This is a genomic window from Flavobacterium sp. ZE23DGlu08, assembly GCF_030505335.1.
Taxonomy (GTDB): Bacteria; Bacteroidota; Bacteroidia; order Flavobacteriales; family Flavobacteriaceae; genus Flavobacterium; species Flavobacterium algoritolerans.
Window position 1 is genome coordinate 736367 of record NZ_CP130045.1, and the last position, 14376, is coordinate 750742.

The window sequence follows — 14376 nt, forward strand, 5'->3', positions numbered from 1 at the left end:
CAAATGAAAAAAACATTACTCATACTCTTTACCCTTTTTTCCATAAGTTGTTTCTCGCAGTTTAGCAAGACACACTATATCCCGCCGTTAACCTGCTCAACAAATTTAGCAGGGGACCATTATTTATACATATCTACACCTAGCACTACCGATGTTAATTTCAAAATTATAGAAAACGGAGGCAACATAATAACTGGTGTAGTCAAAAATACTACTCCATATATTTATTCTATTGGTCAAGGACAAAATACGCAGTTGTTCACTCCAAAAACCAGTATTGGAATTGTAACTAACAAAGGATATATAGTTGAGGCCGAAGATTTAATTTATGTAAGTGTGAGGGTTAATGCCGGTTTTAGTTCTCAGAACAATTCCTATAATCATGCTGGTGGACTCGTTTCAAAAGGAAATAGCGCTTTGGGTAAAGAATTTAGATTAGGAGCAATGTTAAATCCGGTTTACGATCAAAGTGTATTAAATTTTGCTTCAATACTATCAACCGAGAACAATACCAAAATCACTATTTCAAACATTCCAGTAGGATCTGTACTATCAAATGGAACTATTATTACTGGACCTATAACTGTTACTTTAGGCAAAAATGAAAGTTATGTTTTGGCTTTGGAAAATTACAATAATACCGTTTCCAATAGTTCAACAATCATTGGTGCGTTAGTGGAATCTGATAAGCCAGTAGTTGTCAATTCGGGTTCCTTTGCGGGAAGCAATAGTAGTAGTACAAATGGACGAGATGTAGGTTTTGACCAAATCGTTCCAACAGAAAAAACCGGTAAGGAATATATATTTGTAAAAGGATATGGAACGGATGAAATAGAACGTGTTTTATTGGTTGCTCACAAACCTCAAACCAGTATCTATTTAAATGGCAATCCAACTGCTTTTGCTACCCTAATTAATGCTGGCGATTATGTGGCAATAGACGGATCTCAATTTAGCAATGGAAATTTATATGTTACTACGTCCGAAAATGTTTTTGCCTATCAAAGTATTGGAGGATCAAGTACTACCGGTAATCCTCCTGCCAATCAAAATTTATTTTTTGTACCACCTTTAAATTGTGCCACTCCAAACATTGTTGATAATATTCCTTTCATTGAATCGATAGGAAATACACTTTATAATGGTGGATTAAATATTGTGACCGAAGCTGGTGCAACTGTAACCATAAACAACATTCCTATCTCGAGCCCTCCTGAAGCAGTAACAGGAAACACAAATTATGTGAGATATACTGTTTTTAATCAAATGGGGAATGTTGCTGTAAAATCTACGAGGCAAGTTTATGTTTCTTACTTTGGAACAAATGGAGCAGCTACCTATGGCGGTTATTATTCAGGTTTTGATACGAAACCTGAAATTGTAACTGATAAAATTACAGTATCTAACTCAGCCTGTATACCAAATGTTGTTTTAAAAATCAGCACTTTATCATCATACGACACTTTCCAATGGTATTTTAATGACAATCCAATAATTGGTGCAAATTCAAATTCATACACCCCTACTCAGCCCGGTTATTATCAAGTAAAAGGAAGTATTGTAGGTTGTCCAAATACAGTTCCTATTTTCTCAGACAAGATTCCCGTGAGCGACTGCCCATTAGATTCAGATAATGATGGAACTAATAATAATATTGATATCGACTTAGATAATGATGGTATCATAAACAATCTTGAAGCTAATATTTCTCTATTAAACCAGTCAAATACTACCTCAAGCTCTGATTATACTGCTACAATTACGGGAAGTGGAACCATTACTGGAAAACCATTTTACGGATTTGTTTCAGAAGTTCCAGCTGGTATAACAAATAGTGTTGCTTACACTCTGAATCTCACAAAAAATGAAACTATCAACATTAGTTATATAGCACAAGACAGTCCAACGCAAACAACAGATATTACGGAATATACAAACGCAGAAGGTGATTTTATTTTACAAGTACCGACAGATAAAACCATTACTTTGACTAATCCGCAAAATCAATTGCTTGTAGATACTAATTATGATGGGATTTTTGAAAGTGGCGTAACTGAATTTTCTTCCTTCGAAATAAGATTTCGATTAAATAGTACAACACCATTAACACCTGGTTTGGGGAGTTTTCAGTTTTCATCTTATCTCACTAATTCAGTAAAATTAACTCATAATAATTTATCCGAAACAGCTGTTAATAAAGCTATTTTCATGATAACCCGTACAGAAACTTTTGATTCTGATTCTGATACAATTCCAGATTTATTAGACATAGACAGTGATAATGATGGAATTCCTGATACTATTGAAGCACAAGGAAAAGGTTTTAAAATCTTTTCTGGAATTGATTCCAATAAAGATGGTCTTGACAATGCTTTTGAACCCGGACTAATACGAATTAATACTGACAATGATATTTTCAATACTTTTCCTGTTATTTATGATTTATTGGACTTAGACAGTGATAACGATGGAATTTTTGACTTAGTTGAATCTGGCAGTACTGCAATTGATCTTAATAACGATGGAATTATAGATGGCCCAGCTACTGTTTTTGGTACAAATGGTTTATTTGACGGACTTGAAACGAGTCTGGATAGTGGCAAACTAAATTATACCGTTACTGACACCGATTCAGATGGAACTTTTAATTACATCGATTTGGATAGTGATAATGATGTTTGTTTTGATGTTATCGAGGCAGGTTTTAATGACCCTGAAAATGATGGAATATTAGGAAGCAATCCCGTTACTGTTAGCGCTAAAGGAATAGTTACGAGCGGTGTGGGTTATACAACTCCAAATAACAATTATGTAATTGCGGCGCCAATAGACATCACATCTCAACCTCAGGCAAAACCAACTTGTGAGCGAGAAAACACAACAATTACAGTTCTTGACAATGGAGGAAATACCTATCAATGGCAATTGTCAACTGACGGAATAACTTGGAATAACATTCTAAATAATGCTACTTATCAGGATGCTACAGCACAAACCTTAACACTGATAAAAGTGACTAACGCAATGAATGGTTATAAATACAGAGTGAAATTGGATAAAATTGGAAATTCTTGTGGTTTGATTTCAACCGAAACTACTTTGACAATTTATGCTTTACCTGTTGTCAATACCGTCACGATAGTTCAATGTGATGACGATACAGATGGTTTCTCTGATTTTAATTTAACGGTAAAAAACAATGAGATATCGACTAATTATACTTCTGAAACATTTACCTACTATACTTCACTTTCGGGAGCTGAAACAGCTGATGCAGGAAAATTAATATCTAATCCTTTAGCTTTTACAAATACAATCTCAGGTGGTATGCCGGTTTGGGCAAGAGTAAAAAACACTAATGAATGTAATAGTATAGTTCAAATTAACTTAATAGTTTCTACTACTCAAATTCCAGATTCATTCAGTCGTACTTTTTCTACTTGTGATGACCTAGGAGCTGCTAATGACGATACTGATGGAATTGCAACTTTCGATTTCAGTAGTGTAACCACTGATATTTTAGCTATTCTTCCTTCATCGAGTTCTTCTTATTCAATAAAATTTTATAAAAATGAAGCCGATGCCTTGTCAGAGAATGATGAAATAACAAATACATCAAATTATAGCAATACTGGATATCCAAACGAACAAAAAATTTGGGTTCGTGTGGAAAGCACATCAGACAATGCGTGTTATGGTTTGAGTCCAAGAGTAACTTTAACAGTAAATCCAAAACCTAATATTGATACAAACGCTGATTTTGAAGAAAATGAATTAGTTTGTTCTAACCTTCCTACTTTCTTTGTGAGATTAGATTCCGGAATTCAAGATGGCACTTCCAGTAATGACTATACCTATGTCTGGTCAAAAGACAATGTAGTTTTAACGAATGAGACTGGAGCAACATTGAATGTAAACGCAGAAGGTAATTATACCGTAGAAGTTAGTTCACTAGCCGGCTGTAGTAGAATCCGAACAATAAAAGTGACTGCCTCTGATATAGCAGCAATAACAAGTATTTCAATTATTGATTTATCAGATGTAAACTCAGTTACAGTAAATGTAACCGGACAAGGACAATATGAATATAGTCAGGACGCTCCATATGGACCTTTTCAAGATTCTAATTTCTTTGATAATGTAACTGCCGGAATTCATGAAATATACATTAATGATAAAAATGGTTGTGGAACTGTGAGCCAAACAATTGCAGTAATTGGTGTTCCAAAATTTTTCACACCAAATGGAGATGGCTACAATGACTATTGGAATGTAAAAGGAGTGAATGAAAATTTCAATGAAAATTCAATCATTTATATTTTTGATCGTTACGGTAAGCTATTAAAACAAATTCTTGCTTCTAGTCAAGGTTGGGATGGTACTTTTTTAGGTTTGCCTTTATCTTCAGACGATTATTGGTACTCCATCAAATTAGATGATGGTAGAGAGGCGAAGGGACATTTTAGTTTGAAAAGATAATATACAAATAATATTCATGATCCGAAATATTACTTTTTTGTAGATATTGACTATATTTGATAGTTATGAAATACTATTATTTATTGTTTATTTTCCTTTTTCTAACTATTCCCTCTTTTGGACAAAAAGAAGCGGCTATATGGTATTTTGGTAATAATGCCGGTCTCGATTTTAATTCAGGAAGTCCGGTTGCTTTAACCAATGGTAAATTAGTTACCAAAGAAGGATGTACCACTATTTCTGATAAAAATGGTAATTTACTTTTTTACACAGATGGTAGAGTAGTTTACAATAAAAATCATCAAATTATGCCTAATGGGTTCGGTTTATTAGGACATAACTCAAGTACACAGTCGGCGATTATTGTTCCAAAACCAAATAATCCTAATATATATTACATTTTTACCGTTGACCAACCGCTTCCTGCAAATGCGGATGACAATCCATTAAATGACTTGGATCCTCCCAATAATGGATTGAATTATTCCCAAGTTGACATGACGCTAAATAATAATCTAGGAGACGTCGTAATCACTGAAAAAAATATTCCTCTTATAACTTATAATCCAAATGATAGTGAAGAGACCAAATACAAATGTTCTGAAAAAGTAACAGCTGTTCAACACGGAGATGGTATCTCTTTTTGGGTAATTACACATTTTATAAATAATTTTTATTCCTTCAAAATAAGTACACAAGGAGTCAATAAGATCCCTGTCAAGACAATAACTCCACTTAACATCCCAATAGGTGGCTATATTCCAAATGCAATGGGATATTTAAAAGTATCTCCAAACGGAAAAAAAATAGCTATAGCAAACAATGCATCAAGACGAACAAATGAAAAAGGACCAAAAGGTCAAGAAATCAGAGATACTGGTAATGTTTTACTTTACGATTTTGATTCAAGTACAGGAAAAATAAGTAATGAAATTAAACTGTTGAGTAATTCAAATCCTTATGGAGTAGAATTTTCATCAAAAACAAAAAAATTATATGTTACAACAAATCAATTTAATGCAGATGGCGACATAATTTTAGAAAGTTCATTAATCCAATATGATTTAAAAAGTACAAATATCCCATCCTCAAAGGCCATAATAAATACATCACCTCTTATAGCTGGAGCCCTACAATTGGCTATTGATGAGAAGATATACCGCGCAGGATATGTCACAACTGATAACCTACGTAATAAATTGTCGGTAATCAACAGTCCCGAATTAGATGGAACTAGTTGTAATTATATGCCAAATGCAATTAATTTGAAAACAGGTAGCGTAGAACAAGGCTTACCTCCATTCATCACCTCTTTATTCTTATATGCCTTTAGTTATGAATTCAATTGTTTAGGGGATGCTACTCATTTTTACAGTAATTCTGTCGAGACAATTGACTCCGTAGTTTGGGATTTTGGGGATGGATTTACTTCCACTGATATTGATGCCTATCATACATACGCACAAGCTGGTGATTATAAAGTAACACTTATAAAAACTGTAAATGGTGAAGACAGAGAGCCTCTTGAAAAAACAATTACTATTTATGAAGTTCCAAAAATACTTTCAACTTCTTACAAACTAACACAATGTGACACACAAGATAGTGCTCCTACTGATGGATTAGCTTTATTTAATTTAGCTCTTGCTAATGAGCCAATTAGTTTAGGTGAAAAAGATTTTGAAGTTTATTATTACCATAGTGCTAACGATGCTGAAAATGATTTAACTAACACTCAATCCATTCCCGTAAACTATCGAAATAGTGTTCCAGATGAGCTTTTATACGCAAAAGTAACCCAGCCAAATTCAAGTTGCTACAGTATAGGAACAGTTATTTTGCATGCTAATAAAAACATATCATTATTACCCGAAGCAATGCATGAATGTGATCTTGGTGATGGAAAAGGATCATTTGACTTAGAACCGAAAAAAGATTTAATAAAAACCGAATTGAATTTACCTTCAGATGTGCGTTTGTTTTTTTATTCAAATGAAGAGGATGCCTCTATGGGAATTAATGAGATCAAAGAGCCATTACTTTCTGGTTCTAAAACAGTATTCATTCGAGCAGAAAATACCGAAGGTTGTTATGGAACTGGGAATTTTGAAATTATAGTCGAGTCATCTCCAAAAATTAATATTTTAGAAAATATAATTTTATGTGAAGGACTTGTAAATCCTTCTATACTATTAAATGCAGGAATTTTAGCCCCGGCTAGAACCAGTGATTTCACTTATTTATGGTCAACAGGCGAAACAACGCCTAACATATCCATAAATAAAGAAGGTGAATATAGCGTAACTGTAAAAAACAAATCAGGCTGTACCACTACTCGAAAATGTATTGTGACACTATCTCATTTAGCAAAAATAAATACTATAATTGTACATGATTTACAGCAAACAAATCAAGTCATAATTGAACTCGATAATCCAAGTGATTATAATTATATGATTCACTATGAAGATGGAACAGAAACTTCTTTTCAAAATTCAACTCTTTTTGAAAACGTACCAGGCGGTTTCCACGAATTAATAGTGGCGAACAATAATGGATGTGGTCAAACAACAAAAAGTTTTGCTGTACTAAATGCTCCCAAATTCTTTACTCCTAATGGTGATGGATACAATGATTATTGGAATTTGAAAGGAATAAATAGTAGTCTTTATGAAAATGCAATAATATACATTTTTGATCGATATGGAAAATTATTGAAACAATTATCTCCTTCAAGTCTTGGTTGGGATGGTACTTTCTTAAAGGAACCATTACCTGCAGCTGATTATTGGTTCACTATAAAACTTGAAGACGGAAGAGAAGCTGAAAGCCATTTTAGTTTGAAAAGATAATAAGAATTTGATTTATTACCTTAACCCAACTTGCAGACTTTAGCTTGTAAACCTTTGTTTAAAAAGGAAATCTTGTTTTAGGATTTCAGATTTGGGGACTACAAATTTTTTCCTGGTAAAGGGACATTTTTTATAGTTTAGGGCTAAGTAAATTTCCTTTAGTTTAGGGCTTGGCTCTGAACATTTCTTAATTTCGATTGTGTTTTCAAGTACATCTTTTATCTCTGTTGTAACTAACTTTTGAGTATTTGCAATTCTCATAATTTCTTGCCAATCGTGATTTATTTTTTTTACTTTTAGTTGATATCTAATCGTATTTACGATCCAATAGGCTAACAATCCAAGGTTTAAATGTGCCATAGTTGACTCATCGTTCTGATGATAAATAGGTCGTAAATCCAAGTCTGTTTTTAACGTTCTAAAAGTACTTTCAATTTCTCGTATGCAATTGTATATTCTCCAAATTGTTTGCTCATCCCTTTCTTTTAGAGACGTTTTTATAAAATAAACGCCATGTTCTTTTTTCTGATTTATTTGACTTTCTTTGACCTCCCATTTCATAGAAGTTACCTTGCTCGTTTTTTGGTCAACCAATAAATCAATTTGGTAATGCTTGGCTATTGAGGGATATTTTTGTTGCAATCGCCCTATTTTTTGATTTATAATTTCTTGCTTTTTTATCCCCGATTTTTTGGCTAATCCATTGGCAAGTTTGGTTAATGTGTCTTCATAAAGGGTTTTAAATTTGCGATTCATTGAACGTTCTTTCATTGCTTTCATGTCGCTTTTCACCTTGAAAACACACTGATTTTGTTCTTCACCTTCAATTTCATTCAGCTCTATTTTCTGATTTTTTTTGTCATAAACTATTGTAGGGATTTCATTTTTTAAGGCATATTTTTTGGGTTTAGTACGGCTTACACATAAATAATCATATCCTTTTTCTGTCACCAATTTCAAGTTTTCGTCAGTGGCAATACCAGCATCCATAATCACCAAAGCCTTTTTTGTGGACTCACTCGTAGCCTCACGAAGGCTATCAATCATATCGGACAAGGTCTTGCAATCGGCCATATTCCCTTGGTAGATATTGGAATATTTCAAAAAGCCTTCTACATTTACAACAGCTGCCAAAACAACTAGTTTGGCATCGGTTCGCTTTTCCTTGCTACGTCCGTACTGAGCTAAATCACTGTTCTTTTTCTGACCTTCAAAATAGGTATTGGTTAGGTCATACAAATAAAATTTATCTTCAATATCAAATAATTCATTGGTCTTTTGAGACAAATATTTTTCCATCTCATCTTTAACTTGATACAAATTTAAGGCAGATTGATATAATTTATCCTTTGTTATTTTTTTGATAGGATAAGCGGTTAATTCACAAATAGCCGAATTTTCTTTTATCCATTTACTGGTTCTGTTTTCGCTCGCGGGATAAACGGCTCTGCTTATAATTTGAGTGAGTGCCAATTGAACTTGTTCTTCCGGCCAATTTTTATCCAATAAAAACTGGTCTATTTTTAGTTGCTTCAATGTTTGCAAACTCATCCATTCACCTCCTAGTTCACGTGCTTCAGTGTGTTTTAGTGTGTTCAAATCTACACTGTGAATGTCTTTTTGGGAAGAATGAGAATTATCTATTTTGTTTGATTTTAGTATTTTGGAATACAATTCATCAATATACTCCCAAAGATGTTCTTGAAAATCATCTTCAAACAAGCTGTTTTTTCCATTGAGTTTTTCAGTCAATTTTTTCTGGATATAATTCAATTCCTCAGCCGTTAAATGGTCTATAAATCCAGCAGTTACAATAGTTCTGTTTCTAACAATATCGTTTTGATCACGAAAACTCTCTACCAATCGGTAGTAGGATTCCATTTTGCCTGTTTCAGGATTTCGACGAAAAGTAGATTTGAAATACATTTAGTAAAAATCGGAAATATCCCCATTAAAGACAAGATTTGCTGGGGACTACAAAACGGAATTTACCTAAAAAACACCTGTTTTGAATACAAAAAATACCAATTTTTAAATAAAAACTTACAGAAATGATTGTTAAAATGATGTAATTAACAATTAATTAACTTTTATCGTCATTCAACCCTGCAAGTTGGGTTAACTACTTTTTTAATCACATTTCTAATAATAAATTCGACAGAAGAAGTTACTAAACAAACATAAAAAAAGCCATTCAAATAAATGAATGGCTTTTTCAATCTTATAAAGATAAAATTAGATTTTAAATCTTTTTCTATCTGTTTCTGTCAAATATATTTTTCTCAAACGAATAGATTTTGGTGTAACCTCTACATATTCATCTTTTTGAATGTATTCTAATGCTTCTTCAAGAGAGAAAATAATCGGAGGGATAATTCTAGCTTTTTCATCATTCCCAGAAGAACGAACGTTAGATTGTTTTTTCTCTTTAGTTACGTTTACACACATGTCATCGCCACGAGAGTTTTCACCAATAACCTGACCTTCATAGATTTCAGCATTTGGCTCAACGAAAAATTTACCACGATCTTGCAATTTATCAATCGAATAAGGAATAGCTTTTCCTTTTTCCATAGAGATTAATGAACCTTTGTTACGTCCAGCAATTTCTCCTTTGAAAGGCTCATATCCAATAAAACGATGTGCCATAATAGCCTCACCAGCAGTAGCAGTCAACAATTGGTTACGCAATCCAATAATTCCACGAGATGGAATATTAAATTTGATAATCATACGCTCCCCTTTAGTTTCCATAGAAAGCATTTCTCCTTTACGCAAAGTAACAAATTCCACTGCTCTTCCAGAAAGATTCTCAGGTAAGTCGATTGTTAACTCTTCAATTGGTTCACATTTTTTACCATCAATTTCTTTGATGATAACCTGTGGTTGACCGATTTGTAATTCATATCCTTCTCTTCTCATTGTTTCAATAAGAACAGATAAGTGAAGTACTCCACGACCAAAAACCATAAACTTATCAGCAGAATCAGTTTCACCCAATTTCATTGCTAAATTTTTCTCTAATTCTTTTGTCAAACGGTCTCTAATATGACGAGAAGTTACAAATTTACCCTCTTTACCAAAGAAAGGAGAGTCATTAATTGTAAACAACATACTCATCGTAGGCTCGTCAATATCAATTGTTTTCAACGCTTCTGGGTTTTCAAAATCAGCGATAGTATCTCCAATTTCAAATCCTTCAACACCAATAATTGCACAAATATCTCCAGCAATTACTTGTTGTACTTTTTTACGACCAAGTCCTTCAAAAGTATGAAGTTCTTTAATTCTAGATTTCATTACAGTACCATCTCTTTTTACTAATGAGATTGGCATACCTTCATTCAAAACACCTCTTTCAAGACGACCAATAGCGATACGACCTGTAAATGCAGAGAAATCTAATGATGTAATCAACATTTGTGGTGTTCCTTCAGAAACTTTAGGAGCTGGTACATTTTCAATAACCATATCCAACAATGCTTCAACATTATCAGTTACGTTTTCCCAATGGTCAGACATCCAGTTATTTTTAGCAGAACCGTAAACAGTTGGAAAATCCAATTGCCACTCTTCAGCACCTAATTCAAACATTAAGTCAAAAACTTTTTCATGAACTTCTTCAGGAGTACAGTTTTCTTTATCAACTTTATTGATTACTACGCAAGGTTTAAGACCTAAGTCAATAGCTTTTTGTAGTACAAAACGAGTTTGAGGCATTGGACCTTCAAAAGCATCTACAAGTAGACAAACTCCATCAGCCATGTTCAATACACGCTCTACTTCTCCTCCAAAATCGGCGTGACCAGGAGTGTCAATAATGTTGATTTTTGTTCCTTTGTATACTACAGAAACATTCTTTGAAGTAATGGTAATACCTCTTTCACGCTCTAAGTCGTTGTTATCAAGGATTAAGTCACCTGTGTTTTCGTTATCACGAAATAACTGACAGTGATACATAATTTTATCAACCAAAGTTGTTTTACCGTGATCGACGTGGGCAATAATTGCAATGTTTCTAATAGATTCCATCTGTGATTTTTAATGGGTGCAAAGGTACACTTTATTTTGATATAAAAAATATTTATGCAATAGTTTACATATTCTTAACCCATTAGACCCAAAAATAGGCCTTTAAAAAAAACTCGAAAAATAAGTTACAGATGTTCTTTAATAATTCAGCAATAATTAATTATATTTGAGTAATGAAAAGCAAAACCAATCAAGTAATCATCATCTACATTCTAATCTCAATGTTTGTAGCCATTGTTAGTCATAAATTATTAGCTCAATATATTTCTGATTCAAACCATCAATTTTACAATTTTACCAAAGACATCTTATTTATATTTTTGACTGGAATAATTTTCAAACTTATTTTATCAAAAAACGACAACCGAAATATATCCATTTTTGAAAAACTTAAGAATACAAATGACGAAATCAAGGAGTCAAATGAAAAATACGACATTGTAGCCAAAGCAACCAGCGATACTATCTGGGACTGGAAAATACAAGAAGACAGCTTTTCTTGGAATAAAGGAATTGAAAATGTTTTTGGTTATACTGAAGATGAAGTTGGCAATAGTTCAAAATGGTGGTTTGATAAAATTCACCCCGAAGACAGCATTAAAATGTCCATCAGACTCTACTCCTTTATAGAACAAAAAACCGAAAACTGGCAAGATCAGTACCGCTTTAAATGTGCCAATAACTCCTATAAATACGTTTTAGACAGAGGTTTTCTATTGAAAGATGAAAATGGAAAAGCCATCAGAATGATTGGAGCCATACAAGACATCACTAAACAAAAAGAGGAAGAACAAAGGCTAAAATTACTGGAAACCGTATTTACACAGTCGAAAGATTCAATTATCATTACCGAAGCCAGTTCCTTTGACGGAAAAATCCCTAACGTCATTTATGCTAACCCAGCTTTTTCCGCTATGTCAGGATATGAGTTTGTAGAAATTTCCGGAAAATCAGCAGATCCTTTCAATAGTCCAAATTCCGATATCACCGAACTTGAAAAACTTTTAAGCTCCATTAAAAACAAACAGGAATGCCTAATAGAAACAATCAGCCTAAACAAAAACAGAGAAGAATACTGGGTTCGCTTCTCTATGATACCAATTTATAATTCTGAAAATGAACTTTCTCACTGGATCTCCATTCAAAGAGATATAACCGATGAAAAAAAGCAAGAAAAGGAAAAAGAGCAGCTTATTAGAGAATTAACCCAAAACAATAAAGACTTAAAGCAATTTTCTTATATAACCTCCCACAACCTTAGAGCCCCATTATCAAACTTAACTGGACTACTGAATCTACTGGAGGACATTCCTGTTGAAAACCAAGAATTAAAAGAAATCTTGAATGGTTTTAATAAATCCACTCATTTATTAAATGACACTATCAATGATTTAGTAAAAGTTATTATCATTAAAGACAATCCTTCAATTCAAAAAGAAGCTGTTTTAATAAAAGAAATCTTTGAAAATGTTTTTAGCCAACTTAATTTTCAAATCGAATTATACAAACCAATCATAAAGCTTAATTTCGAAAAAGTCTCTATTATAAACATTAACAAAGCGTATATAGAAAGCATATTATTGAATCTTTTGACAAATGCAATAAAATACAAATCCGAAAACAGAAAGCTTAAAATAACTATTACTTCCAAAGAAATTGATGACACTGTTGTATTAATATTTACAGACAACGGAATAGGTATCGATTTAGAAAGAAATAGAGATAAAGTATTTGGGCTTTATCAACGTTTCCATAATTACCCTGACAGCAAAGGACTAGGCCTCTATTTAGTAAAATCACAAGTTGAAACGATGGGAGGAACAATTGAAATTGAAAGCGAGGTAAATAAAGGTACTGCATTTACATTAACATTTAAAAACAAAGAATAATGTTAGATCAAATTTTATGTATTGATGACGACCCGATAACACTTATGTTATGCAAAAAAGTAATAATCAAATCATCATTTTCTAATGAAATAATAACGGCTCAAAATGGAGAAGAAGCACTAAGCTATTTCAACACTATGAGATATGCCAAAAATAAACCAGACGAACAACCACAATTAATTTTTTTAGATTTAAATATGCCCGTAATGGGTGGATGGGAATTTTTAGACCATTTCAATAGCCCGGAATTTTCAGAATTTAACACTATAAAAGTTGTTGTCCTTTCCTCAACTATTGACCCCGAAGACTTAGAAAAAGCAAAACAATACCCAATGGTTATTGACTTCCTATCTAAACCAATTACCCGTTCAATGCTTGAATACTTAAAGAACAAGATGGAATAGGAAAATATAAGATATAAAAAAAGCTCTCATTTTATGAGAGCTTTTTTTATATCTTAAAATTGTATTAATTACAATTTAGCAACGTGCTTAGTTAATTTAGATTTTAAATTAGAAGCTTTGTTATCATGAATGATATTCTTTTTAGCTAATTTATCAATCATAGATATCACGCTTGATAATTTAGAAGTAGCATCTGTTTTATCAGTAGCTATTCTCAAGGCTTTGATAGCGTTACGAGTAGTTTTATGTTGGTATCTGTTTAATACTCTTCTCTTTTCGTTACTTCTAATTCTCTTTAAAGCTGATTTATGATTTGCCATTTTATTATTTTTTTATCTTTTACTAATTTTTGTAGTCCGTAAGGGAATCGAACCCCTGTTACCAAGACGAAATCTTGGCGTCCTAACCCCTAGACGAACGGACCATTATCCCCTAAGTTTTTATCAATCTAAAATATTGAAATTGTAGCCCGTAGCGGAATCGAACCGCTCTTACATGGATGAAAACCATGCGTCCTAACCGATAGACGAACGGGCCATACTTCCCTCTAAGTTCAGGAAAACTTTAATCTGCAATAAAAATTGTAGCCCGTAGCGGAATCGAACCGCTCTTACATGGATGAAAACCATGCGTCCTAACCGATAGACGAACGGGCCCTGCTTCTCTAATGCGGATGCAAAAATACAACTATTTTTGAAACGTACAATAGTCCATGCAAAA

At 33.0% G+C, this 14376-nt stretch carries 7 protein-coding genes and 3 tRNA genes; 4 read left to right on the forward strand and 6 right to left on the reverse strand.

Annotated features, from left to right (window positions below):
* Positions 1-3: 3 nt before the first annotated feature.
* Together Q1W72_RS03260 and Q1W72_RS03265 are read left to right on the forward strand one after the other, a co-directional pair.
* A complete protein-coding gene (locus tag Q1W72_RS03260) occupies positions 4-4479 on the forward strand; it encodes a T9SS type B sorting domain-containing protein (protein WP_302137379.1) in 4476 nt (1491 codons plus the stop codon).
* 65 nt (positions 4480-4544) lie between these two features.
* On the forward strand, positions 4545-7331 hold the full coding sequence (locus tag Q1W72_RS03265) for a T9SS type B sorting domain-containing protein (RefSeq protein ID WP_302137380.1): 2787 nt from the start codon (positions 4545-4547) through the stop codon (positions 7329-7331).
* A gap of 39 nt (positions 7332-7370) precedes the next feature.
* On the opposite strand, the gene Q1W72_RS03270 is transcribed toward Q1W72_RS03265, so the two are convergent.
* Both Q1W72_RS03270 and typA read right to left on the reverse strand, forming a co-directional pair.
* Positions 7371-9257, reverse strand: a complete 1887-nt coding sequence (locus Q1W72_RS03270; RefSeq protein WP_302134830.1) for an IS1634 family transposase — start codon at positions 9255-9257, stop codon at positions 7371-7373.
* 309 nt (positions 9258-9566) lie between these two features.
* Positions 9567-11363, reverse strand: coding sequence for a translational GTPase TypA (typA, locus tag Q1W72_RS03275; RefSeq protein ID WP_099715914.1), 1797 nt, complete (start codon positions 11361-11363; stop codon positions 9567-9569).
* A 173-nt stretch (positions 11364-11536) separates the two neighbouring features.
* Between typA and Q1W72_RS03280 the strand changes: the two genes are divergently transcribed.
* Together Q1W72_RS03280 and Q1W72_RS03285 are read left to right on the forward strand one after the other, a co-directional pair.
* The gene (locus tag Q1W72_RS03280) at positions 11537-13252 is read left to right on the forward strand and encodes a PAS domain-containing protein (protein WP_099715915.1); all 1716 of its coding nucleotides are present in this window, start codon (positions 11537-11539) and stop codon (positions 13250-13252) included.
* Positions 13252-13656 (forward strand): response regulator, encoded by a 405-nt coding sequence (locus tag Q1W72_RS03285; RefSeq protein WP_099715916.1) that lies wholly within the window; start codon positions 13252-13254, stop codon positions 13654-13656. The genes Q1W72_RS03280 and Q1W72_RS03285 overlap by 1 nt, the downstream gene beginning before the upstream one ends.
* Positions 13657-13724: 68 nt before the next feature.
* Here the strand turns inward: Q1W72_RS03285 and rpsT are convergent, their stop codons facing one another.
* From rpsT to Q1W72_RS03305, 4 genes are all read right to left on the reverse strand, one after another.
* On the reverse strand, positions 13725-13976 hold the full coding sequence (gene rpsT, locus Q1W72_RS03290) for a 30S ribosomal protein S20 (RefSeq protein ID WP_035673520.1): 252 nt from the start codon (positions 13974-13976) through the stop codon (positions 13725-13727).
* A gap of 32 nt (positions 13977-14008) precedes the next feature.
* A tRNA-Glu gene (locus Q1W72_RS03295) sits at positions 14009-14080 on the reverse strand.
* Positions 14081-14121: 41 nt separating this feature from the next.
* Positions 14122-14193 (reverse strand) — tRNA-Glu (locus Q1W72_RS03300).
* A 47-nt stretch (positions 14194-14240) separates the two neighbouring features.
* A tRNA-Glu gene (locus Q1W72_RS03305) sits at positions 14241-14312 on the reverse strand.
* Positions 14313-14376 lie beyond the last annotated feature (64 nt).